The 24,385-nt window shown below is 38.0% G+C and carries 26 protein-coding genes and 1 tRNA gene; 13 read left to right on the plus strand and 14 right to left on the minus strand.

What is annotated here, in order from left to right:
- Positions 1-4 precede the first annotated feature (4 nt).
- Positions 5-991: a hypothetical protein gene (locus tag CDW55_RS10845; RefSeq protein ID WP_088469787.1), complete on the plus strand. Its 987-nt coding sequence runs from the start codon at positions 5-7 to the stop codon at positions 989-991.
- A gap of 22 nt (positions 992-1,013) precedes the next feature.
- On the opposite strand, the gene CDW55_RS10850 is transcribed toward CDW55_RS10845, so the two are convergent.
- Both CDW55_RS10850 and CDW55_RS10855 read right to left on the minus strand, forming a co-directional pair.
- Positions 1,014-3,002 (minus strand): glycosyltransferase, encoded by a 1,989-nt coding sequence (locus CDW55_RS10850; protein WP_179285939.1) that lies wholly within the window; start codon positions 3,000-3,002, stop codon positions 1,014-1,016.
- 102 nt (positions 3,003-3,104) lie between these two features.
- A complete protein-coding gene (locus CDW55_RS10855) occupies positions 3,105-3,446 on the minus strand; it encodes a phosphomannose isomerase type II C-terminal cupin domain (protein WP_179285942.1) in 342 nt (113 codons plus the stop codon).
- 100 nt (positions 3,447-3,546) lie between these two features.
- Here CDW55_RS10855 and gltX point away from each other — a divergent pair, with 100 nt between their 5' ends.
- A complete protein-coding gene (gene gltX, locus CDW55_RS10860; protein ID WP_088469790.1) occupies positions 3,547-5,061 on the plus strand; it encodes a glutamate--tRNA ligase in 1,515 nt (504 codons plus the stop codon).
- Positions 5,062-5,110: 49 nt separating this feature from the next.
- A complete protein-coding gene (locus tag CDW55_RS10865; RefSeq protein ID WP_088469791.1) occupies positions 5,111-6,067 on the plus strand; it encodes an acetyl-CoA carboxylase carboxyltransferase subunit alpha in 957 nt (318 codons plus the stop codon).
- A gap of 130 nt (positions 6,068-6,197) precedes the next feature.
- Here the strand turns inward: CDW55_RS10865 and CDW55_RS10870 are convergent, their stop codons facing one another.
- Both CDW55_RS10870 and rpmH read right to left on the minus strand, forming a co-directional pair.
- Positions 6,198-6,908 carry a cell division ATP-binding protein FtsE gene (locus tag CDW55_RS10870; protein WP_088469792.1) on the minus strand — a complete coding sequence of 237 codons (711 nt, stop codon included), beginning with the start codon at positions 6,906-6,908 and terminating at the stop codon, positions 6,198-6,200.
- Between the two features lie 178 nt (positions 6,909-7,086).
- Positions 7,087-7,245, minus strand: coding sequence for a 50S ribosomal protein L34 (gene rpmH / locus CDW55_RS10875; RefSeq protein WP_034755721.1), 159 nt, complete (start codon positions 7,243-7,245; stop codon positions 7,087-7,089).
- 182 nt (positions 7,246-7,427) lie between these two features.
- Between rpmH and CDW55_RS10880 the strand changes: the two genes are divergently transcribed.
- Positions 7,428-8,435 (plus strand): DHH family phosphoesterase, encoded by a 1,008-nt coding sequence (locus CDW55_RS10880; protein WP_088469793.1) that lies wholly within the window; start codon positions 7,428-7,430, stop codon positions 8,433-8,435.
- Between the two features lie 13 nt (positions 8,436-8,448).
- On the opposite strand, the gene CDW55_RS10885 is transcribed toward CDW55_RS10880, so the two are convergent.
- The 5 genes from CDW55_RS10885 to CDW55_RS10905 all read right to left on the minus strand — a co-directional run bounded on the left by CDW55_RS10885 (position 8,449) and on the right by CDW55_RS10905 (position 11,126).
- Complete coding sequence (locus CDW55_RS10885; protein WP_088469794.1) at positions 8,449-8,814, minus strand: DUF1304 domain-containing protein; 366 nt, start codon at positions 8,812-8,814, stop codon at positions 8,449-8,451.
- A 12-nt stretch (positions 8,815-8,826) separates the two neighbouring features.
- The gene (locus CDW55_RS10890) at positions 8,827-9,609 is read right to left on the minus strand and encodes an alpha/beta fold hydrolase (protein ID WP_088469795.1); all 783 of its coding nucleotides are present in this window, start codon (positions 9,607-9,609) and stop codon (positions 8,827-8,829) included.
- 21 nt (positions 9,610-9,630) lie between these two features.
- Positions 9,631-10,137, minus strand: coding sequence for a hypothetical protein (locus tag CDW55_RS10895; RefSeq protein ID WP_143756231.1), 507 nt, complete (start codon positions 10,135-10,137; stop codon positions 9,631-9,633).
- Between the two features lie 80 nt (positions 10,138-10,217).
- Positions 10,218-10,667 carry a D-aminoacyl-tRNA deacylase gene (dtd, locus tag CDW55_RS10900; RefSeq protein ID WP_088469797.1) on the minus strand — a complete coding sequence of 150 codons (450 nt, stop codon included), beginning with the start codon at positions 10,665-10,667 and terminating at the stop codon, positions 10,218-10,220.
- Positions 10,668-10,676: 9 nt separating this feature from the next.
- Positions 10,677-11,126: a hypothetical protein gene (locus CDW55_RS10905; RefSeq protein WP_088469798.1), complete on the minus strand. Its 450-nt coding sequence runs from the start codon at positions 11,124-11,126 to the stop codon at positions 10,677-10,679.
- 102 nt (positions 11,127-11,228) lie between these two features.
- Between CDW55_RS10905 and greA the strand changes: the two genes are divergently transcribed.
- From greA to CDW55_RS10940, 7 genes are all read left to right on the plus strand, one after another.
- Complete coding sequence (gene greA / locus CDW55_RS10910; RefSeq protein ID WP_088469799.1) at positions 11,229-11,699, plus strand: transcription elongation factor GreA; 471 nt, start codon at positions 11,229-11,231, stop codon at positions 11,697-11,699.
- A 133-nt stretch (positions 11,700-11,832) separates the two neighbouring features.
- The gene (locus CDW55_RS10915) at positions 11,833-12,222 is read left to right on the plus strand and encodes an HIT family protein (protein WP_088469800.1); all 390 of its coding nucleotides are present in this window, start codon (positions 11,833-11,835) and stop codon (positions 12,220-12,222) included.
- 81 nt (positions 12,223-12,303) lie between these two features.
- On the plus strand, positions 12,304-13,485 hold the full coding sequence (gene clpX / locus CDW55_RS10920) for an ATP-dependent Clp protease ATP-binding subunit ClpX (protein WP_088469801.1): 1,182 nt from the start codon (positions 12,304-12,306) through the stop codon (positions 13,483-13,485).
- A 90-nt stretch (positions 13,486-13,575) separates the two neighbouring features.
- Positions 13,576-15,552 carry a T9SS type A sorting domain-containing protein gene (locus CDW55_RS10925; protein ID WP_088469802.1) on the plus strand — a complete coding sequence of 659 codons (1,977 nt, stop codon included), beginning with the start codon at positions 13,576-13,578 and terminating at the stop codon, positions 15,550-15,552.
- A 15-nt stretch (positions 15,553-15,567) separates the two neighbouring features.
- Positions 15,568-15,792, plus strand: coding sequence for a hypothetical protein (locus tag CDW55_RS10930; protein ID WP_088469803.1), 225 nt, complete (start codon positions 15,568-15,570; stop codon positions 15,790-15,792).
- 58 nt (positions 15,793-15,850) lie between these two features.
- Entirely contained in the window at positions 15,851-17,134 is a 1,284-nt protein-coding gene (locus tag CDW55_RS10935; RefSeq protein WP_088469804.1) for a TlpA family protein disulfide reductase, read from the plus strand.
- Positions 17,135-17,180: 46 nt separating this feature from the next.
- Positions 17,181-17,254: transfer RNA gene (locus CDW55_RS10940), tRNA-Met, on the plus strand.
- A gap of 270 nt (positions 17,255-17,524) precedes the next feature.
- On the opposite strand, the gene CDW55_RS10945 is transcribed toward CDW55_RS10940, so the two are convergent.
- Genes CDW55_RS10945 through CDW55_RS10960 form a run of 4 tightly spaced genes read right to left on the minus strand, consistent with a single transcriptional unit; the run spans position 17,525 to position 21,309 of the window.
- A complete protein-coding gene (locus CDW55_RS10945) occupies positions 17,525-18,598 on the minus strand; it encodes a DUF3810 domain-containing protein (RefSeq protein ID WP_228399644.1) in 1,074 nt (357 codons plus the stop codon).
- Positions 18,582-20,030, minus strand: coding sequence for an MFS transporter (locus CDW55_RS10950; protein ID WP_088469805.1), 1,449 nt, complete (start codon positions 20,028-20,030; stop codon positions 18,582-18,584). The genes CDW55_RS10945 and CDW55_RS10950 overlap by 17 nt, the downstream gene beginning before the upstream one ends.
- Positions 20,031-20,070: 40 nt before the next feature.
- The gene (locus CDW55_RS10955; RefSeq protein WP_088469806.1) at positions 20,071-20,796 is read right to left on the minus strand and encodes a lysophospholipid acyltransferase family protein; all 726 of its coding nucleotides are present in this window, start codon (positions 20,794-20,796) and stop codon (positions 20,071-20,073) included.
- A 54-nt stretch (positions 20,797-20,850) separates the two neighbouring features.
- A complete protein-coding gene (locus CDW55_RS10960; protein ID WP_088469807.1) occupies positions 20,851-21,309 on the minus strand; it encodes a GtrA family protein in 459 nt (152 codons plus the stop codon).
- Between the two features lie 221 nt (positions 21,310-21,530).
- Here CDW55_RS10960 and CDW55_RS10965 point away from each other — a divergent pair, with 221 nt between their 5' ends.
- Together CDW55_RS10965 and CDW55_RS10970 are read left to right on the plus strand one after the other, a co-directional pair.
- Positions 21,531-21,782 (plus strand): hypothetical protein, encoded by a 252-nt coding sequence (locus tag CDW55_RS10965; protein ID WP_088469808.1) that lies wholly within the window; start codon positions 21,531-21,533, stop codon positions 21,780-21,782.
- Positions 21,783-21,856: 74 nt separating this feature from the next.
- Complete coding sequence (locus CDW55_RS10970; RefSeq protein WP_088469809.1) at positions 21,857-23,278, plus strand: CCA tRNA nucleotidyltransferase; 1,422 nt, start codon at positions 21,857-21,859, stop codon at positions 23,276-23,278.
- A gap of 48 nt (positions 23,279-23,326) precedes the next feature.
- On the opposite strand, the gene CDW55_RS10975 is transcribed toward CDW55_RS10970, so the two are convergent.
- Positions 23,327-24,373: a hypothetical protein gene (locus tag CDW55_RS10975; RefSeq protein WP_088469810.1), complete on the minus strand. Its 1,047-nt coding sequence runs from the start codon at positions 24,371-24,373 to the stop codon at positions 23,327-23,329.
- Between the last annotated feature and the right edge of the window lie 12 nt (positions 24,374-24,385).

The raw sequence follows: 24,385 nt of genomic DNA on the forward strand, positions 1-24,385 counted from the left end.
ATAGATGCGACCGAAAAAAATTCTCCTGGTAATGCCCGATTATTCGGATTTTCCCGAACTTTTCATCAGAAACTTAGAAAAGTTGGGATTTCAGGCATCCTTAATTATTAATAAAATTCCGGCTTATAAATACCGTGGATCTGAACGAGTGGTCAATTTTATAAGGAAGACTTTTTTAAAAGATAAAAGTTATAAAAAGAAACTTATCGCTCAATTTGAGGAAACGGAATATTCAAGAATTACAGCTGAATTGGATGAAATGTTTGATTATATTTTCGTAATCCGACCAGATTCATTTCCTACTTCTTTTATAGAAAAGTTAAAGGATAAAACCACAAAATATATCGGTTACCAGTGGGATGGAATTGAAAAGTTCCCGGAAGTGAAAAATTATTTTTCTTTCTTCAATACGTTCTTTTGTTTTGAGACGGTACCGGGTTTCAGCAATGTGAAAAAAACTACAAATTTTTACTTTGATTTTGATAATTACAAAGCTGCTCAGACTCCCGTGCAGAATATACCGCCAGTTTTTTATTTCGTAGGTTTAGATTGGGAAATCAGACGGTCTAAGATTAATAATTTTGTAGAGTTTGCAGTTATTAATGATTTTAAACTCGATTTTTATTTACAGGAATTTGACAAGAACGACGATAAAAATCCTCATATCCAGTATATCACAAAGAGAATTTCCTTTGCAGAAAACATAGAGTTCGTAAAAAAATCTGATGTTCTTGTAGATTTCGTGGATCCGAGACAGGTTGGTTTGTCTTTCAGATTTTTCGAGGGCTTGTATTACAGAAAAAAAATTATTACCGATAATCTGATGGTTAAAAAGTATGATTTCTACCATCCAGACAATATTTTCGTTATTGAAAACGACAACAACGCTGCAATTCTAGAGTTCCTGAAAAGACCTTATCAAGAATTGCCGGAGCACATAGTAAAAAAGTACAGTTTCAGCGAGTGGATTTTCAGAATGCTAAGTGAGTAATAGCAGGCTGAGTAATGTTTTTTCAATTATTAAGATATTTCAGCAGGTTTTTGATATTTTTTTCCTGATTTTCGGTTGAAAAATACTGCAATCCATCTTTACTGCCTTCGTAGAGTTCAATCCATTTTTTTTCATTGGAATAAATATCTAAGATGTAGTTGGCAAAAGCTTCAGGATCAGAAATTTCTGCAACAAGGGCATGGATATTCGGTGTTAACTTCATTCCCTCCACACCAATTTTAGTTGATATTACGGGCAGTTGATACTCCAGTGCCTGGCCGATTTTTCCTTTCACTCCGGCTCCGTATCTCAGCGGTGCAACCATCGCTTTTGCGCTTGTAAAGAGATTGTCAATTTCTTTTTGATAACCTAAAATTCTGAATCTTTCGGAATCTAATGTCGTGATTTCTTCTGGGGCATTTCCGCCTACGATATACACTTTAATATCCGGGTTTTGTTTCCATACCAACGGCATGATCTCGTCATGCAGATACAGCACAGAATCTACATTAGGTTTGTGAAGAAAACCGCCAATAAAGATAAGGCCTTCTCTGTCATGAAAAGATTTCTGCCTCAGATTCTTTTTTAATGAATGGATATTACTTACAATAAATATTTTTTCAGTACTTATTTTTTCTATCGCGAGAATTTCTTTCTCATGATCGCTTATTGCTACGATGGCGTCTGCGCGTAGAAATGCTTTCCGTTCTAATTCGCAAACTTCTTTTTCCCTCTTTAACGTGGCTTTGTTTTTCAAGAAATACGCCTTCTCTCTTGAAAATCTGAGATAATGAAGATCCACCATATCGTAAATTATCTTCGCACGGAAACCGATTGGTTTAATAAACTCATTATAATACTCGTAGCCTTCCGGTCGGAAAATCCAGATATAATCTACGGAGTTTTTTATTTGCTGAAGCTGTTTTGCTTTCCGGATTATTTTCCGTTCAGGGGTTAAGTATTCTCTTATAACCTCAACACCCAAATCTTGAAATTTCTTTATGTAATCAGTATCATCAGCAGAAAATTCATTCTTTATCAGCAAGTATATTTTGTGATTGTTATTTACCAGAATTTTTATAATCTCAGTAAACCTGTTAGAGCCTGAATCCTGGTCGAATTTCGGCATATACTCTTCGGCCACCAAAATACATTTGTCATATTGGGCATCGTCATTTATTCTATAAAAATCATCGCCTTCTTTCCAAATGTTTTCAAGAAAATTCTGCCATTTTTCATAGAAAATAACCGAATTTTTTTTTATCAAATTGTGCTTGTTCGAATGGTGTTTTTTATAACTTACGGTTTCATAATGAATCACTTCTGACTGAGGTTGATAGTAAGTATCCAGACCCTGACGATGTTTCAGCCGCATGCAAAGATCGTTTTCTTCATAATAAGCAGGTGCATAAACTTCATCGAAAAGATTCAGATTACCCTTAGAATCTTGTCTTTTAAATAGCAAACTGCATCCTGAAACATAGTCTACTGTTCGCAGGAAGTTAAATTGCGGAGCATCGATTGACTGGGTAGCTCCACGGTTTACAATCACTTTGTTTTTGAAAACGAGACAGCCTGCCTCCTGCAAACTATTGTTCCCGAAAATGATTTTAGAGCCTACAGCTCCAACATTCGACTGGGTTTGAAAGACAGATAAAAGTGAAGTTAGGTAGTTGTTTTGAACCTTTGTGTCGTTGTTGAGCAAATAAATATAAGAACCTTTTGCCTGTCTTATTGCGGTATTTGCACTTTTTAGAAAACCTAAATTTTCGGTGTTATTAATGAGCAATATTCCTTTTATCTGTGAGATGACATTTTGGGTATTATCCGTACTGCAGTCATTTACCAAAATGATTTCTTTAGAAACATTGTCGTTACATTCAGATATGGCACAAAGACAGTTTAAGGTGTAAAGAAGTTGGTTATGAACGGGTATAATAATACTTACTTCCGGTTCAGGTTCTTCTCTGAAATTGAAGGAATGGTTCTCGAAAAAGGAAAGATCTCTCAACGAAGTATTAAGAAATCTTGCAGACTTTTTAAACTTTATATCCCGTTTAAGCTGCTTATATCTCTTTCTTAAACTCCAAAACCTCATAATTTTTCACAATTTTTACCTTCTTTCGTAATCGTCCTGAATCCGCACAATATCATCTTCCCCGAAGTAAGTTCCGGTCTGCACTTCTACAAAAATCAAAAGTTCATTAGTTCTGTTTTCGATTCTATGTTTTGCACCCTGCGGAATGAAAATGCTTTCGCCATATTTTACAGTATGCTCAACTTCATCAAGAATTACCACGGCTTCACCCTGCACAATAGTCCAGAATTCCTGTCTGTGATGATGATATTGATATGATAGTCGTTGGCCAGGATTCACTTCAATTCTCTTCAGTTTATAGGCAGCTTCATCTGCCAAAACATAATATTTTCCCCAAGGTCTGTCGCCAATTTCCAGCATTTTAAAAAATGTTTAAGATGCAAAACTAAATAAAATATCTCAAATCCTGTATAAACTCAATTTTTACTTAAATTTGCAGCTTAAATTTTTAGCAACAATGAGCAAAGTACGTGTGCGGTTTGCACCAAGTCCTACAGGACCTTTACATTTAGGCGGGGTTAGAACAGCTTTATACGATTACCTTTTCGCGAAAAACCAGGGCGGCGAATTCGTTTTAAGAATTGAAGATACCGACACCGCAAGGTACGTGGAAGGTGCTGAAGATTATATTATGGAGGCCCTGGAGTGGTGCGGAATTATTCCCGATGAAAGCCCCAAGCACGGAGGTAAATTTGCTCCTTACCGCCAGTCGGAAAGACGCGACATCTATGATAAGCATCTGGCAGAAATCCTGAAAACAGATTACGCATACCTGGCTTTTGATACGCCTGAAGAACTCGATGAAATTCGTAAAGAATACGAAGAAAACGGCGAAGTTTTCGCCTATAATTATATCACAAGAAACCGGCTGAAAAACTCACTTACACTTTCTAAAGATGAGGTAGAACGTTTGTTGGCAGAAAATGTTCCATACGTGGTACGGTTCAAAATGCCTATCGACAGAATCTTGAATCTGGAAGACATCATCCGCGGAAAATCTTCGGTAAATACCAATACACTGGATGATAAAGTTTTGGTAAAAAACGACGGAATGCCTACTTACCATTTTGCCAACATCATTGATGACCACGAAATGGAAATTACACACGTTATTCGCGGTGAAGAATGGCTGCCGTCTCTTGGTTTACACTATTTGTTGTATGAAGCAATGGGTTGGGAAAGACCTCAATTTGCGCACCTTTCTTTAATTCTGAAACCTGAAGGAAAAGGAAAACTCAGCAAAAGAGATGGTGATAAATTTGGTTTCCCGGTATTTCCTCTGAATTTTAGAGATCCCGAAACCGGAGTGGTCTCTAAAGGCTACAGAGAAGAAGGTTATCTCCCCGAAGCATTCATCAACATGGTTGCGCTCCTGGGCTGGAGTCCGGCCAACGACAGAGAAATTCTTTCTTTGGAGGAAATGACAAAGGAATTCGATCTTCATAAAGTTCATAAAGCCGGAGCACGCTTCAGTAAAGAAAAAGCAGAATGGTTTAATCACGAATATTTGAAGTTGACTTCCGATCAGGAAGCGCTCGTATTATTTAAAAAAGTTGAAGATATCAATCTTAGTCATTTAGATGATGACCAGTTGCTTAAAATAATTTCTTTAATGAAGGAAAGAGCCACCTTCATCAAAGATATTTATACCGACGGTAAATTTTTCTTCGAAGCCCCTTCATCATACGACGAAAAAGCGGTAAAAAAGGCCTGGAACGAGCAAACCTCATCCCTGCTGAATGATTTTGCGGAAGCATTGCACGGAACTGAAATCTTCGAAGCTGAGAATTTAAGACACATTATTCACGATTTCGCTGAAACCAGAGGATTAGGAATGGGTAAAGTGATGATGCCACTGCGTTTAGCTTTAGTCGGGGAGTTGAAAGGTCCTGATGTTCCGGATATTCTTCAGGTGCTTGGCAAAGAAGAAAGTGTGGGCAGGATAAAAAATGCAGTGAATAATATCAGCTGATTTTCTATTATTTTTCCTAAATTTGAAAGATTAATTCTTAACTAAAGAAATGGAGTATTTAAATTTTGAACTTCCCATAAAAGAGCTGATGGATCAGTACCAAACCTGTTCATTGGTAGGTGAAGAGAGCGGAGTAGATGTGAAACTTGCCTGCTCGCAAATTGAAGATAAAATTGTAGAAAAGAAGAAAGAAATTTACGGCAACCTTACCCCATGGCAGAGAGTTCAGTTGTCCCGCCATCCGGATCGCCCATATACCTTAGATTTTATCAAAGGAATTACCGATAAAGACAGTTTTCTGGAACTTCACGGTGACCGTAATTTTGCCGATGATCCCGCAATGGTCGGTGGATTGGCAACAATTGACGGACAAAGGGTGATGATCATCGGAACCCAAAAAGGGAGAACCACGAAAGAAAGACAGCTCCGCCGTTTCGGAATGAGTAATCCCGAAGGTTACAGAAAAGCTTTGAGACTGATGAAACTGGCAGAGAAATTTAAAATTCCTGTGATTTCATTAGTTGATACTCCCGGAGCTTATCCAGGATTGGAAGCTGAAGAACGTGGACAGGGAGAAGCAATTGCAAGAAATATTTTTGAAATGACCATGCTTAAAACCCCGATTTTCGTTTACATTATTGGCGAAGGAGCGAGTGGCGGCGCGTTGGGAATTGGGGTTGGCAATAAAGTGTATATGTTAGAAAATACTTGGTACACCGTAATTGCTCCTGAAAGCTGTTCCTCAATTCTGTGGAGAAACTGGGATCATAAAGAAGACGCAGCCAACGCACTGAAATTAACTCCTCAGGATGCACTGAGAGAAAAATTTATAGACGGAATTATCGAGGAGCCGCTTGGAGGTGCACATTACGATCCGCAGGTTGCTTATGAGCACTTAAAGAGTTCGATTTTGCATAACATCAAGGCTTTCTCTTCATTTACCGGTAAAGAACTTGAAACCCAAAGACAGGATAAATTTATCGCGATGGGTCAGTTTAAAGGATAATAAAAAATTGAAATAAATCAATAGAAACGGGCTATATCCCGTTTTTTTATGTGCAAAACTCATGGCTTTATAAAACGAAAAATCCTGCAATGAATTTGCAGGATTTTTTATATTTCGTATAAAAATTTTATTATTCAAAAAGTTCAGTAGTATTCAAAACGGTTACTTTGCCATCTTCACAACGGATTGCTTCACCCGGGAAATTCTGAATCATATGGTAATCATGCGTTGCCATCACTACAGCCGAATTATTTTCGAACGCCACCTGCTTCAGTAAAGTCATAATTTCGTTCGAAGTCTCCGGGTCTAGGTTTCCAGTAGGTTCATCGGCAAGGATGAGTTCTGGGTGGTTTAGCAGGGCTCTCGCAATCGCAATACGTTGCTGTTCACCCCCTGAAAGTTCGTGCGGCATTTTGTGTTTTTTCGATTTCATGCCTACACTTCCCAAAACTTCATTTATCCGGTCGTCGATTTTAGTTTTGTCATTCCAACCCGTAGCTTCCAAGACAAAACGCAGGTTTTTCTCTACGGTTCTGTCGGTCAGCAACTGAAAATCCTGGAAGACGATTCCCAGTTTTCTGCGCAGGTTCGGTACATCAGACATGCGAAGTTTGGCAAGATCGAATCCTGCAACATTACCTTCTCCACCGGAAAGTGGAATATGTCCGTAAAGTGTCTTCAGCAAAGAACTTTTTCCGGAACCTGTTTTTCCGATAAGATAGCAGAATCTGCCTTTTTTGATATGAAGGTTTACGTCGTTCAGGACCGTAAAATTTTTCTGGGCAATTTTAGCACTTTTCAGGCGGATTACATCCTGGCCTTCGTGAGAGGAATGTGGCATACTTTATCTGATTGTTGTTGAATCTTACCCGATAATTCCGGGATTATTGATGTTGCAAATAACCTTGCCAAAAATAAAGAAAAAGTTTGTGTTTGTACTTAATTTTGGCAAATTTTAACAACAAAAAATGCCTGAAAATTTACTTTTCAAGCATATTTGTATATGATAATTTCTGAGATTATCTCTTAGCTCTCGCCGAGCTAATACTTAAACTCTTTCTGCCTTTTGCTCTTCTAGCTGCCAAAACTCTTCTTCCGTTAGGAGTTGACATTCTTTCTCTGAAACCGTGCTTGTTTCTTTTTTTTCTTTCTGATGGCTGGAATGTTCTCTTGCTCATTGCTAATATTTTTTAGTAAAAACTATATCTTATTTTTCAGACTGCAAATATATGAAAGTTTTTACTTTCTGCAAACATATTTAAATTATTTTCAGTGAATGTACCTAACTTCTTTCCCAGAGGCTTGTGTACGCTTAATGATAAAAACTTATATTTGAAGTCTTAAAAAATTCAGATCCAATATGTTTACGCCCTCAGAAATTTCATCGATACAGAAACTCTTAATACCTAATAACAAAATTGTAATTATTACGCATTATAATCCGGATGGGGATGCAATCGGTTCGAGTTTGGGGCTGAAACATTTCTTAAGCCAGAAAGGTTTGGAGGCTGATGTAATTGTTCCCAATGATTTCCCGAAATTCCTGAAATGGATGCCCGATGCAAAGAAAATCATCATTGCAGATTATAAAAGAAAACAGGCTGGTGAAGCTATTTATAACGCAGATGTAATCTTTATTCTCGATTTTAACGCGTCTCACAGAAGTGGAAATCTCGTAGGCCCTTGGATTGAAAAAGCCAGAGCAAAGAAGATTTTGATCGATCATCACCAGCAGCCTGAAGATTTCGATTTTGTGTATTCGGATGTTAATATTCCCGCGACTTCCCAGATGATTTATCACTTTATCGATTCGCTGAATGAAACCGATTTAGTAAATAAAGATATCGCCGAATGTCTTTATACTGGAATTATGACGGACACAGGCGGTTTCCGTTTCCGTTCGACCAGCGCAACCACCCACAGAATTGTCGCTAATTTAATTGAAAAAGGAGCTGATCCGGCAATGATTACCTCAAATACCTGGGATACCAATACGGTTTCGAGACTGCATCTTCTTGCTTTGGTTTTAGGCAGGGTAGAAGTGGTGAAGGAAGGTAAAGTCGCGATCTTATGGCTGAAACGTGACGAGCTGAAAGAGTTTGGCTTCCAGAAGGGAGATACCGAAGGTTTTGTGAATTATGGATTAAGCATCATGGGAACGCAGGTTTCCGCTTTCTTCATGGAAGATTTGTATGAGGATTTCATTAAAATATCCTTCCGTTCCAAAGAAGATGTAGATGTGAATCAGTTTTCCCGTAAATATTTCAACGGAGGTGGTCACATCAATGCAGCCGGCGGAAAATACAGGAAATCCATCGAAGAAACGATTGAAGATTTTAAAGAAAAAATTGCTGAAGAAGATTTCTAAAGCTCTCTTTAAATTATTTAAAGAAGAGGACAAGAAGCGCTAAAATCGCCGGCAGAGCCTGTACAAAAAATATTTTTCTCGAAGCAGTAAAAGCGCCATATAATCCTGCAACGGTTACACATGACAGAAAAAATTGGGCCACATACGTCGACCAGTTGGAGTCGTTAATTAATAAAGACCAAATGAGTCCGGCAGCCAAAAATCCGTTGTAGAGACCCTGATTTGCTGCCAAGCCTTTCGTTGGTGTGAAGAGTTCGTCTTTTAATGCGCCTTTAAATGATTTTTTTCCTAAAGTCTCCCATGCAAACATCTCCATGTACATGATGTAAAGGTGTTCCAGTGCCACAATTGCGATTAAAATCTTTGAGAGAATTTCCATGGTTATAGGATTTTAAAAGATTAAATTTTTGGGTAGATTGTGTAGCAGTTCGGTATTGATGATTGCTGCGCAAACTGCCGGTTTTTCCCAATGTCCGTTATGTCCGCAATCGAGCAGGTAAGATTTAATGTTGGTTTTGTCAGGCAGGTTTTTAAGCGTTTTCTCCACATTTACAGCCTGGTCGTGTTTTCCGGCAATGATTAGAGTTTTTCCTGAAAAGTTTTCCAGAACCGATTTTCTGTCCAACCGTTCGGTCATTCCTTTCACGGCTGCAAGAACGCCGTCTGTTTTAGTTGAAAGTGCTATTTCTTTAGCCAGTTCAATTTTGCCTTCAAGAATATCTTTTTCATTCGCATTAAATAAGTTCGGAACGCCTGCTTTTACGTAGTTTGGGTAAGCTTCCCGAATGATTCGGTGGCTTTTCCTGCGCTGTTCTTTCTTTTCTTCATCATCAGCAAAATAGGTCGAGAAGAATAAGGTCAAACTTTTGAGAACCTCCGGATATTTCTCCGCAAAAGCCAAGGATGCATAACCGCCCATGGAATGTCCCAAAAGATGAAAATTTCCGAGTTGCAGATGATCAGTTAAATTTCTTATTTCCTCAGCCATGAATTCCATCGTGTGGATTTCATTGTGCACTTTAGAAAGGCCGTGCCCGGGAAGATCAACTTTTATTAAAGTGAAATCTTTAGCAAGATAAGGTTCCATGTCTGTCCAAATCATCAGATTTTCCATGAAACCGTGCAGTAAAACCAGTTTTTCTTTGCCTGTGCCCGAGATTTCGTAATTCAGCATAATTTAATTTTTTGAGGTTTCTTAAAAATGGATATCAATGTACTCAACAAATCCGGAACCATTAATTTTGTCCTGAAGCCGCCAGTAGTTGCCTTTTCCTTCGTCCAGAAAAGTGGTTTTCTTGGTTCTGGTATAGGTTTTTCCGTTGATGTTCTGAATGATTCTCCCTTCAAAGTTAAGATGTTTGGCTGAAACACGGTTGATGATGCCTTCCATTTTTACAGTGTTTTGTCCGGATTTCCCGCTGCCTGAAATTGAATATAAATCCCGGCCTGTCTTTTCGAAATTTACTTTTCCGTTAATTGCGGGGCTTTCATCAGAACTGAATTTTAGTACATGCGTTCCGCTCAGATCTGCAAAAATATTTTGGTTGTTTTTCAGCCGGATGCTGTCGTTTATTTTCATTCTAACAACATTAATCGACTCAATGATTTTGGTACTGTCTGATTTTGTAGTGTTAAGATGCGGTTCTTTTTTTGTGCAGGAAAAAAGTGCCGATGTGAAAAGAAGGATTAAAATTTTATTCATAAAAAAAATGATGATTTTTTTCAAATTTATATAAAATTTGAAAGCAAAATATTTTTTTAAAGAATAGAAGAAGGTATTGTTTAAATTTTCGTTTTAGAATCCATCACGATTGTAACGGGACCATCGTTAAGCAAAGAAACTTTCATATCGGCTCCGAAAATTCCACTTTCTGTTTTTAAACCAGATTGGGCAACCGCAGTTTTAAAATATTCGAATAATGGGACTGCTTTTTCTGGTTTGGCAGCTTTTATAAACGAAGGTCTGTTTCCTTTTTTATAATCTGCGATTAAGGTAAACTGGCTGATGCAAAGTATTTCGCCTGCAATGTCTGTGACGGAAAGATTCAGTTTTCCTTCCTCATCGCCGAAAATCCTAAGATTCAGGATTTTCTGTACGAGCCAATCGGCATCACTTTTTTCATCAAGTTCATCAATTCCGATCAGGAGCAGCAAACCGTTCGAAATGTCGCCGACAATTTTACCTTCAACTTTTACGGAGGCTTCAGAAACTCTTTGAATGACAGCTTTCATGCATTAAATTTAGTTGAAAATAGTTAAGATTCCGGTAGCTGAATCGAAATTATACCGGTAAGTTTTTGGCGCAATCTGCGCATTTTTTATAGGTTCTCCGGTAATCAGAATCCATTCGGCACCATCTTTTGGACACACGATTTTAATGTTGTTTTCTACACTCAGTGTTGTATTGGTGTCGGGGCAGATGTGCGGTGCATTACGGTCGTAAACTTTAAATCCGTTTGTGGTACGCACTACGATGAGACCACGTGTTCCGGCTTCCTGCTGGTTTACATAAATCCAGCCGTTTACATTTTGTAAATTATAATATGCGGGCAAATTAATGTTTAAAATAACATTTACTGGAACGTCGGGAAAGCAATTTACGGTTTCTTCACGTTCATTGCATGAGCTGATGTTTAAGGCGCTGAAAATGAGTATAATTGGTAAAATGATTGTAGAAATAATTCTTTTCATTTAAAAATAAAATTTATATATTTGTAAAACGAATACAAACAGAAATCATTGTCCGGCAAATGTCGGATTATTTTTTTATACTAACGCAAATTAAAAGAAATTATGGCAAGTTATGTTACCAAAGAAGGTTTGGACAAAATGAAAGTGGAACTGGAACAGTTGGAAACTATTGAAAGACCAAAAATTACCCAGCAGATTGCTGAGGCTAGAGATAAAGGCGACCTCTCGGAAAACGCAGAGTACGATGCTGCAAAAGAAGCACAGGGAATGTTGGAGATGAAAATTTCTAAACTGAAGGATTTAATTATTAATTCGAAAGTAATTGATGAATCGCAGCTTGATACTTCGAAAGTTTCAATTTTAACCACCGTAAGACTGAAAAATAATGCGACAAAAGGAGAGCAGAAATTCACTTTGGTGCCGGATAACGAAAGTGATCTTAAAGCGGGAAAAATATCCATTAACACGCCGATTGCGAAAGGTCTTTTAGGGAAAGTTGTCGGTGAAACTGCAGACATTGTCTTGCCAAACGGAAACAAACTTTCTTTCGAAGTTTTGGAAATTTCTTTGTAGAAATATACAAAAGGCAAAAAATTGTTTGGGGAAATTTAAAGGTTTATTCACCGGTTTTTTATTTATGTTGTAAATTTGCGGCATTACAAACCGTTGTTTTCTTAGATTAAAGAGCAGCATCAAACCCAAAATCATGAGTTCCATATTCACAAAAATCATCGAAGGCGAAATCGCTGCGTACAAAATCGCAGAAGATGAAAATCATCTCGCTTTTCTGGATGCAATGCCCTTGGTTAAAGGTCATACGTTGGTGGTTCCTAAGAAAGAAGTAGATCTTATTTTCGATCTCGAGAGCGAGGATTTCAAAAATCTCTGGAGTTTTGCACAAACCGTTGCAGAAAAACTGAAAAAGACTTACCCTTCCCAAAGGATTGCCGTTGCAGTAGTGGGATTAGAGGTTCCTCATGCCCACATTCATCTCATTCCGATCAATAAAATGGATGATATGAATTTTAAAAATTCCCGATTGAAATTATCGGATTCTGAATACAAAGAAATTCAGAATGAAATCATAAACTCATAAAAACCAAAATTTTGTCAAAGTCGAAAAAGCTTTGACAAATTTTTTGAATAATATTCTCACTAAAAAAGTTATAAAAAATATATGAATTCCAACCAGTGTTCATTCTGTGGAAAAAAACGGAACGAAGTACAGATCTTGATTTCCGGAAACGAAGGCTTTATCTGCGAAAACTGTATCGAGCAGGCGCATGCTATCATTATGGAGAATACCCCGTCCTCCGGTTTTTCCGCCGCGGAAAGTATTTCGGATTTACAGAAACCCAAGGAAATAAAATCGTTCCTTGATCAGTATGTTATAGGGCAGGACCAAGCCAAAAAACAGCTTTCAATCGCGGTTTACAATCATTATAAAAGACTTTTACACGCCAAGGATGAAAACCGGGAAGTAGAAATCGAAAAATCCAATATCATCATGATTGGTGAAACGGGTACCGGTAAAACACTATTGGCAAAAACAATCGCCAAAGAACTCAATGTGCCGTTCTGTATCGTAGATGCTACGATTCTTACTGAAGCAGGTTACGTTGGTGAAGATGTGGAAAGTATCCTGTCTCGTCTTCTGATGGTTGCCGATTATGATGTGGAAAAAGCAGAAAAAGGTATCGTTTTTATTGATGAAATCGACAAAATCGCCAGAAAATCTGATAATCCAAGCATCACAAGAGATGTTTCCGGAGAAGGTGTTCAGCAGGGATTGCTGAAACTTCTGGAAGGAAGTATTGTAAACGTGCCACCACAAGGCGGTAGAAAGCATCCTGATCAGAAATACATTCAGGTAAATACTCAAAACATTCTCTTTATTGCCGGTGGAGCTTTCGACGGAATTAAAGAAATTATCGAGAGACGCCTGAATAAGCAGGCCATAGGCTTCAGTGCTGAAAAACTCAATAAAGCTGAAGATGAGGATTACATTTTAAGTCAGATTAATGCGATTGATTTACGTAAATTTGGTCTTATTCCGGAGCTTTTGGGGCGATTCCCAATAGTGACTTATCTGGATAAACTCACAAAAGAGACGATGGTAAGAATTATGAAAGAACCAAAAAATTCGATCATCAACCAATTTATAGAGTTGTTCAAGATGGATGGTGTAAATCTTAAATTCACAGATGAGGCTATTGAGGCAATTGTAGAGGAAACCATGGAAAAAGGCTTGGGAGCCCGGGGTTTGAGGGGTGCCACAGAAAAAGTACTGGAAGATTTTATGTTCGATATTGAAGCTCAGGATGAGATAGTGCTTACCAAAGCAAATATTAAGTTTTAAGATTTTCTACTATTTATTTTATATTAAAAAATTAATTAATATCTTTGTTTGTGAATACTTAGTTATTTAAAAAACACAAACACACATAAAATGAAAAGAAATCTATTTACTGTAGCGCTCCTGGCGTTAAGTTTACAAAGTACCGCCCAGGTCATGGTCCATGTGGACAATTCGGGTATATTTTATGTCGGTGAAAACGCGCTTGTTTATAACGGAGGCGGTTTACAGACTAAAGGAAGCGGTATTTTAGATGTGAAGGGCAATGTCATGATTGAAGGCGCTGCCACTGATGTTTTGAAAACATTAGACAATGCCGGAACAGGCAATAAAACCGACGGAGGTAACATTATCCTGCGACTAAATGATCCTGCGAACTACGCAGCTTCTACTTATGGCCAACTCTACATCAACGGAATTGCACAGGGCAATATCTCTGCGATAGTAGATAAGGAATACCGCACGGGTAAACACGGTACTTACCAGCAAATTGCTCTTCCTTTTTATAATAAAACAATCAATACACTTTCAGGTACAGGTATCGGCACATTAGGGAAAACATTTTCAAATGTCAGATATTCAAAAAACGAAGTCCTTACCTGGAATAATTTGACAGCTGTTTCAGATAACCTGAATATTTCTTCTTTAACTCCGAAAAGTACCACTTATTACATGCTTGGTTCCAACGGGTTTGATTCTGGTAATCCGCCAGCATCAATGCCTGCAAACGCACCAACTCCAGCAGGTACTGTTTATACCCTTAAAGGAATCCCTTTCAGTAACGGGGTAACGGAAAAGTTAACTAATGCCGCGAATGGCGTTAATTTTGGTGCAACGGGTAACGCTCTAAATTCATATAACGAACGTTACAATTCATACCTTCAGGATGATTGGGATTATCCTGCAGCTCCTGCTAATCCATGGTCTGTTGCTACTTTTGGCCGAAATATTTATCAGTTTGGAAACCCGTATCTTACTAATTTAGATTTAGGGTTTATAGGGATTACAGAAAATGGTGCAGTAACTGATAACAATAGTATTTCATCCATCCAGGGTATTCGCTACGATCCGGGAACTGTAGTTTCCCTTCCATCCGGAACATTCTCAACCGGCGCCAAATATGTGAATTTTACATCAGGTGCACCTGTTCCTGTGGGTGATGTTGGCCTCATAATTAAACCCATGCAAACGTTTGTGGTAAAGCTCAGAAATAATAATGCTGAGGTAGGTTCCGATAAAACTTTAAGTTTTGATAATTTAAGAAGATTTAAATCTACACCCAGAAATAACACTACAGGATATTCTGTAAATGCCGGGAAAGGTGCTGATGCTAATGGTACGGTAAAACAACTTGGCGTTATTGCACTAAGTGAGGAAGGTACAGAACTTGCAAGGACATATTACGCGGTTTACCCTTCTGCAATTACAGGTCATACTGCGGAGCAAACTGCGCAGTCTGTTTTAGGAAACCAAAACATCATTGGTACATTTGAAGAAGATGCAGTGAATGGCGGTTATGATATGAACTATATTAATGCTTACTGGTTATATATTAATGAAGCCAATGAAAACGATTTTTTAGGAAAAGCGGTCCCTTTAGCTTTATATAACAGCGGCATCAAGTCACTGAAATTTGAAATTAGAGAGAATACTGAAGTAATTGAAAATGGAGTTCATCAATTATCTACAGGTACAGGATTTTATTATAAATCTCCCGACGGTCAAGCGATGGAGATTTTGCAGAATCAGGTGATCCCAGTTACTTCAGACCGATACAGCCTGTTCTACGGAAAGCCTAGTGGTGTATTAGGAACAGATGGAACTGCGAAACCGTCACGTACTAAAGTAGTTTATCACCAGTTGATCGACAATTTTGTGGTTCATTTTGATCCAAATTGGAAAACAGCCGATATCCAAGTGTATGACATGAGTGGAAAGTTAATTCTTGCCGAGAAAAAAGTGTTGGCAGACAAAGATTATGTTTTGAATCTTGCGAAAGCGAACAGTGCTTATATTGTTACAGCAGTTTCAGAGAAGGGTGAAAAAATTAGTTCCAAAATTGTAAGATAATATAAAACACAAATTATGAAATTTCTCAATAAATCTCTACTATTCTTTTGTCTCCTGATAGGAACGGTATTTTACAAAGCTGAACCTTTACCGCCTGCTCCTTCTCCACCTGGTGGTGGTGGTGGTGTAGGTCCCGGAACTCCTGCGTCACCAATTGACATGTATGTATATGTATTGGCGGCGGCTGCCATATTATTTATGTGCTATTACCATTATAAAACAAGAAAAAAAATTGTATAAATTAATTTAAAGCTTTATAAACCCATCGAATTACGGTGGGTTTTTTTATATTTACCTTATGAAAAAAATTGTTGCAATCTCAGCCTTACTTTTAGCAAACTCCCTGTCTGCCCAGTTCAAAATTAATATTGATGTACCCGCAGGCTTTAATCCTAAAGAAGTTTATCTGTACTCATTAAACGGTTCAAAAGACATCCTTACAACCAAAGAGATGAGAAAGGGTAACGGTTGGCAAATTGCTGTTACAAAGCCGTATTCGGGAATGATGAAGCTGTATTTTCCGGAAGGAAACATGTCGGTTAATTTTATTTCGGAAAATAAGGACGTAAAAATGAAGTTTGATACTGCGAACGGCAAGATTTCAAACATTGATTATCTTGATGAAAGCAATTTCCTGATGAATAATATTCAGGATGTGCAGCAAAAGAAAGAATATATTCTGCCCGCATTGGTTCAGATAAAAGATTATTACAAGGCAGATACCCAATTCAGAAAAGCACTGGATACTGAAATATCGCGTCTTTCTGTGGATGCGCAGGATATCAGCAGGTTCCCGTTCATCAATTATTACAACACTAACTACGCAAAATTCGTAGAAAAAAATCCTGCTAAAAAACCTGTTACGCATGATGAGATCATTGATTTCCTGATAAAATCCAATGAAATGCTTGAAACTTCATCATTAATGAGACCTGTACTGTTGGCCTACCTGAATGTGGGTCCAAGTACAAATGTATCAGCAGATGTTGATAAGCTTCTTAAGGCGGTGAACACAGAAACGCCGCGTGGACAAACGGTATTGTCAGAGCTGATCGAGATTTTTGATGTTTATGAGATGAAGGATCTGAAAAATAAATATCTTACAGAAGCTACAAACCTGAAATGTACGATTAATGACCGCCTTGCCGGAACCATCGCAATCAATAAGAATACTGAAATTGGAGCTAAGTTTCCTGATTATGTATTCAATAAACCTACGAAAACATCAGCGAAATCGCTCGCAGCAGTGAAAGCAGATAAAAAAGTAATCGTTTTTTGGGCCTCAACCTGCTCTCATTGCGAAGCAGAACTTCCGAAACTTATCGAGAAGTATAACGCCATGAAAGCCCAGAAAATAGAAGTTATTGCCTTTTCTCTGGACAGTGAAAAAGCAGCTTACGATAACAAAGTGAATAACTTACCCTGGATTAACGATTCTGAACTGAAAGGCTGGTACAGCAGTTATGCCGATACCTATAATGTGCGTGCAACGCCTACTTATTTCGTTCTGGATGCAAACAACACCATTATTGCCAAACCGGATCATGCCGCAGATGTAATATCTTATTTAAAATTGAATTAATTTTTTGCTGGGTTGCAAAATATTTTTATCTTTGCACCACTTTAGCGGCGAGGTAGCTCAGTTGGTTAGAGCGCAGGATTCATAACCCTGAGGTCACGGGTTCAATTCCCGTCTTCGCTACAAAAAAGCTCAACTTAGGTTGGGCTTTTTTTATTTTCTGTCAGAAATATATTAATGCTTTCTATATAAATGAGATTTATCTTAGTGTGCTGTCTATCGGTTATGTTTTTTTCTGATTTTTAGCAGTTTTATAGATTAAATTTGGTCAGTTAAAAGATAAGTAGTAATTTTACGCCGTCTTAATGAGGATGCAAGTCTTTAGAAAGGCATAAATTTTTTTTCATCATTTGTGTTTTTAGAATCGTATCGCAAGATGCGATTCTTTTTTTGCTATTTAACACCGGAGTATCTTTCGTAACGTACCATTAAATCAACAAAATAAGAGTACGTAACACTGCCTTCCTGCTGGTTGCTTTTCAGGAAAAGATCGTTCGTAAATCCAAAGAAATTTTCCACAATACCTTCATGCTCTTTCACGAATCTTTTTTCAGCAGCCCGGTCTCTTTTCATCTCTGGAGAATATTCACCGATAATCTGTTTTACAAAATCTGGATTTTTTTCTGCTAAACTGTTGAGGAGCGATTTTAATACAAAATAGTAAGTGCTGTATTTTAATTCCTTATTCTCCGAATTTTTCCCGATAAGGTATCCAATGAAATTTGCCTCCTGTTCACGGGCATAACCTAACTGATGGGCACTTTCATGTGCAAAGGTGAAAGGCAGGTAAGTGGCTGGTAATGCTGCATTATACTGCGCTTCTGCAGTAAAAGGATTATAATATCCCAATATGCCTGTATAGCTCATAATGCCTGTAAACAGACTGGGTTTTAGAGAATTGATATTGTTGCTGCTTTTTGGATCAGGAAAGCCGGGAAGACGCCTCTGTTGCTTCAGGATTTCTTGCTTTATTGATTCCAGATCTTCTACCTTAAAAACCCCGTCCTTATCTTCCTTCACCAATGATCTAAGTTGTTTACAGTATTTAAGATATTTTACGGTTAAATCTTTGGTTTCTTCCAGAGTAATTTCCTCTTTTGGAAGTTTATGGATAATGGGTTCCTGAAAATAAAGCATTCCCCAAAACAGCTGATAAATAAAATACAGAATATTCAGCAGTATGACAGATTTGAAAAGGTAAGCGTTCCGGGTTTTTTTATTTAAAATTTTAATCAGAAAGAAATTGAAAATAATGGCCAGTAAAATATACGCCACATCTCCCACTGAAAAAGGGCTGTGTGCAAATATTTTCTGATGAAGGGATTTTTGCCACTCAAAAAACCGTTCAAAGAAACGAACAGTAATTTCAGTTTTTGAGAAGATGAAAAATAAAAGAAATTGGGCAAGTAAACTACCTGCCCAAAATCTTTTTCTTTTAATATAGTTCTTTTTAATGGCCACTTTCACTTTTCAGATGATCAAGTTCGATTCCCTGTGCCTTCAGGATTTTAGTTACGCGAACCGCATAAAATACCAGATAAGCAAAACATAAAATTCCCACGATATAACTGAAGTGAATGTTCGTCATATCCGCAAGCATGCCTTGGATCCAGGAGATAATTCCACCTCCCATAATCATCATGATAAGATATCCCGAACCTTGGTTGGTATGTTTTCCTAAACCATTAATCGCCAGTGCAAAAATACAAGGCCAAAGGGTAGAGCAAAATAATCCAACACTGGTGAAGGCATAAACGGAAGTCATTCCTGAAGTCATCATTCCGATCGCAATGGCGATAATTCCCATTGAAGAGAAAATCAGAAGCATTCTTGCCGGATTTCCTTTACTCAGAATATCACACGCAATCATAACCAAAATAATAAGACTGTAAACATAAAAATGGGAAAGATCATGTTTGGCGATAGCATTTACTGCTAAAAATACTCCAAAAGCTAAGTAAGGTGCCAAAAACCTAAGAATTTTTTTAAATCCGGCAGTAATGTCAAATGCATCCACAGCACCGGTCCAACGGCCGATCATTAATGAAGCCCAATACAAGGAAACGTAAGGAGCAATATCTTTGGTTGAAAATCCGAGTGATTTTTCCATATAAGCAGGTAAATTACTCGCGGTAGAAACTTCTACGCCTACATAAACGAAAATCGCTATCATCCCTAAAACAAGTTGTGGATATTTAAGTGCAGAAGTTCGGTGTTCACCTGGAACTGCGTCTTCCGTATCTTCTGTAATGGTGGGGGTAACTTTAGGTAATGAAGAGAATTTTAAAAGGATCGCAACCAGAACAAATGCTGCACCTAAAATCAGATACGGAACTTTCACCGATTCAATACTCGCTTCGGTATTTGCAGCTGATGCAGAACCGAAAATTGCAAAAGAAACGATCAGTGGACCAATCGTAGTTCCGAAGTTATTAATTCCTCCCGCCATCGTTAAACGCTGCGAGCCGGTTTCTGTGGGTCCTACTTCAATTGCTAGAGGATTGGCCACAATTTGCTGAAGCGAAAAGCCCAAACCAACAATAAACAATCCTGAAATCATCAGCGCAAAAGAGCCCATATTTGCGGCAGGATAAAACAGAAGTGTCCCCGCAGCAGAGATCAAAAGTCCTACAATTAAACCATTTTTATAACCAATTTTGTTTACCACATCCTGCTTTATCGCTTTGGATATAAACATGTAAATCAAAGAACCAACGGTATAGGCAACATAAAATGCTACGGATACCAACTGGCTTTGGCTTTGTGATAAATTAAAGGCTTTTTTGAAGACCGGGATCAAAATATCGTTGCTCGCAGCAACAAATCCCCAGAAGAAAAACACGGTTACCAACGGCACGAACTGTCCCCAATTGGTTTTTTTAGAATAGTTTGTCGACATTTATTATGATTCTTTAAAACAAATATAACTATTTATTTTCTCAATATGAGTTTTCCAAAATCTTTTTTATTTGGGCATGTGCTGCTGTTTTCAGCTCGTTTGCTGAATGGTGCGGGCTCATAATATCGGCGAGATAAACTTTTACCTTACCTGGATATCCTTTGGAAGCATCAAAGGGAAACATTTCCTTCAGTCCCACAAACGTAAACACAAGGAGCGGAGACTGATGTTTGGAAGCTAAAGTAAACGCACCGTCTTTAAAACTGTCGAGAATGACGGAGGTATCATCGGGAACCCCGCCTTCAGGAAAAATCACGATACTGTCGCCTTCCTCCATTCTTTCAGCGCAGCGGCGGTATACATCTGCCCGGCTCTTGGCCGAACTGCGGTCTACCATGACACAGATTCTTTTATAAATAATGCCGAAAATCGGGATTTTTACGAGTTCTTTCTTGCCGACGTAGCACAGCGGATGATGAGGCATCAGAATACACGGCAGCATTACATCCATAATCGAAGTATGATTCGAGATAAAAACATATTGCGTGTTTCTATCGATTTTTTTGTCGGTCAGTTTTTTAAGATCGTACCGGAATCCCATTCCGTAAAACATTCCGTAGCACCAAATCCTGATGAATTTGTATGCATATTTATAATGCTCTTTGCGGATCGAAAGCAGTAGTACAGGAATTCCTAAACTGATGGTGAGCACGGCACCCAGCACAATCATCCAGCCACGCCAGACATAATTAAGGATTTTCTTCATTGGAGAAATCGGTTTTCAGTAATCTACAGTTAGAACATCAAACTTAAACTTTTTCTAGCCATTAAAAATAAAATTTTTCTTAACGGTATAATTTAAAACTGAAACCAAAAGAATAGCCGAAATTTTACTCAACATTTCCTGGCTGACTACAAAGAATCCCAGATCAAGGTGATCGATGAAGATAAAGCTGAAGAAAATCTGGAAAAATGTTAAACTTAAAATTGTTGATAGAAAAGAAACACCCATAAAGTAAGCAAATTCTCTTTTTTTGGAGTGTTTCCCACGAACAAAAACAAACCAAATACTTAAAAAATAGTTTGTAATAATTCCACATGCAGTAGAGAAAATATTACTCAGCGGGAAATAAATTCCGTGGTAATTGTATTCATCAGCAAAGACCAAAGGAATATAAATACTGAAGATTTTAAAAGAACCAATTTCCATCACTGCGCTCAAACCACCGGCAATAATGAAAAACACAACCTGTTTCTGTTTCAGTAAAAGTTCTTTCATAAAAAAAGCGTGTCTGCAAATTTATAACTATATGTTAAACAATAAGAAATTCTTGTTAAAATATTTTTTTGTTTCAATTTTATGACTAATTTTAATTTCTGAAAAGCGACTGACAATCTGATAAATTTTTCATTTTCAAACAGTATTGGAATGTTTATTTTATCTGAATATACTTATTTGATTGATATTTTACAGTTTAAAACTAAAAAATAAACATTTCCATGAATCCTTCCAGACCCTACAGAAAATTCAATCCTCAAAAGAAAAAAATAGAGGAATTAGAGCAGAAAAGCCCGCGTTTCAAAAGAATTTACTCAGAATATGAATCAATGAGCGACGAGTTATGGAATCTGGAGAATACAGACGTTTCAAATATTCCAGATGATTTTCTGGAAGCCATCAAACTCCAGACTTCTTACCTTGAAGACGAAATCGATGACTGGCTTCTCGATGAAAATAATAAGATACAATAAAATAAATCTGCAGAAATGCAGGTTTTGCTATTTTGCTATCTTTGCAAAAATTTTCCGGGTCCGGAATTCCTGCTATGCTGATTAATCTTACTCAAAATCAAAATTTCAAATTATTTAAAATTATTTCTGAAGTCGCAGAAAGTAAGCACCAGACAGTTTTTATTGTCGGCGGATACGTCCGCGATCTTCTGATGAAAAGGAAAGTGCCAACAGATATCGATTTCGTTACCGAAAGTAACGGGATGGATCTGGCGAAAGCAGTAGCCCAGGCAATCAACCCAAAATTAAAAGTTTCAGTCTTCAAAAATTACGGAACGGCAATGTTCAAACATGATGGTTTGGATCTGGAATTCGTAGGGGCACGGAAAGAAAGTTATGCCGAAGATTCCCGAAAGCCTTCCGTAGAAACCGGCACGCTGGAAGACGACCAAAAACGCCGCGATTTTACCATCAACGCGCTCGCCATTTCTCTTAATAAAGCAAACTTCGGAGAATTGATTGATCCTTTCAACGGAATTTCTGATATTGAAAATAAAGTCATTAGAACGCCTCTGGAGCCCAGCCAAACCTATTCGGATGATCCTTTGCGGATGATGCGCGCCATTCGGTTTGCATCTACACTGAATTTTAAAATCGAAGAAAATTCACTTCACGCCATAAAAAAAGAAGCCGAAAGAATCAAAATCGTTTCCATGGAAAGGATTATGGTTGAATTCAATAAAATAATGCTTTCGGAAAAACCTTCTGTTGGTTTAAAACTAATGGAAGAAACCGGTATTTTGCCTTTGGTGATGCCGGAACTTACTGCCTTACGCGGCATTGAAGAAGTGGAAGGGCAGACTCATAAAGACAATTTCTGGCACACCCTGGAAGTGGTCGACAATATTTCCAAAAACACCCAAAACCTTTGGCTGCGCTGGGCCGCCCTTCTTCACGACATCGGAAAAGCGCCGACCAAAAAATTTGTGGAAGGCATTGGCTGGACTTTTTACGGACATGAATTTCTGGGGTCTAAAATGGTGAAAAGTCTTTTCCACCGGCTGAAACTGCCTTTGGGAAGCGACATGAAGTATGTGCAGAAACTCGTGAAGCTTTCGTCGCGTCCTATTTCTTTAATCGATGACGGAACTTCAGATTCGGCGCTGCGGAGACTGCTTTTTGATTCCGGTGAGGATCTGGAAGATCTTTTTACGCTGTGCAAGGCCGATATTACCACTAAAAATTCTTCAAAACAGCAGAAATTCAAGAAAAATTTTGAATATGTTGCCCAGAAAATTAAAGAAGTAGAGGAGAAAGATCAGGTCAGGAATTTTCAGCCGCCGATTTCCGGAGAGGAAATTATGGAACTTTTCAACCTGAAACCCGGAAGAGAAATCGGGATTTTGAAGGAAAAAGTAAAAGAAGCGATTCTGGAAGGCGAAATTGCCAACGATAAAGTTGAAGCCCGAAATTTCGTCATCAAAGAGGCGCAGATTTTAGGATTAAAACCTGCTTAAAAAAAAGCGGTGTCAAAGTAAAGACCTTGACACCGTTTTGAAAAAAAATTAGTTTTTGTAGAAACCATTGGTCCCGATCCCGGTAGTAAGGGTTTTGAGTAACGTTCCGGAAGTGTTATAAACTCTGGTAATACTGTTGGCTGAGAAAGAAGGATCTGCAATATATACTTTTCCGTCGATTACATTAAATCCATAAATGTTTCTGGTTTCAAAACCGAACATAGGAACTACGGTGTTTCCGTTCATTGAATACAGCTGTTTCGCCGCTGTCACAAAATAGATTTTATTGTTTTCTATCGCAAGTTTTGCCGCATTCGTAATTCCGGGTAAAGCAATTTGTTCCACGGTTGCCGTTTTTGCCGCTATTTTGTAAAGGTAGGTCTGGTTGTTATCTGATGATAAAACATATACCGTGTTTTCGTCAGCAATCATGTCACGAATTGCGCCATTGTCGGTTAGCGTGATGGTTTTATCCACCTGGTTATTTGAAGGGTTAATTCTAGTGATGGTATGTCCGGTTGGCAATTCGTTGTAGTTGCTGTCATAGGTAATTCCATCGGTTTGTACATATACAAAGCCATCGGAAGCAACTACTTTTTCGGCATAACGGTCGAAATTAATGCTTTTCACAAAGCTGTTGCCGGCGTCGTAAATATTCAGTTTCATGACATCATAAAAGTTATTATTGGTCACGTAGGTGTAATTTCCTGTGAAAGCAATGTAACGGGGTTGCTCAAGATTGGCAGAAATCGTAGCGGTTTTTTTGAAAGTATATCGGTTTACGACTTCAATTTTGTTTGGAACATTCATTACCAAAAACGCATTATCATTTTTAAAGCCGATGCTTTGGAATACATTTCCTAAGTTTTCGTTATTGTTGTTTTTGCCGTAAATATTGTCTTCCTGAGCTGAAAGATCGTTCGGCAAAAACGTTACCGATGCAGTAGGGGTTGAGAATCCTCCTTCATTTGCAATTAGAATCCCCTTTCCATAAGCGCCTTTCGGAACTTCCACGACAGGATCTTCATTTCGGCAGGAAATGTTGAACAATAACGTAAAGGCAAAAGCCGAAGCTAAAATTTTTGATAATTTCATTTTTTTATATTT

Source organism: Chryseobacterium sp. VAUSW3, assembly GCF_002205795.1.
In the GTDB taxonomy this organism is placed as follows: Bacteria; Bacteroidota; Bacteroidia; order Flavobacteriales; family Weeksellaceae; genus Kaistella; species Kaistella yananensis.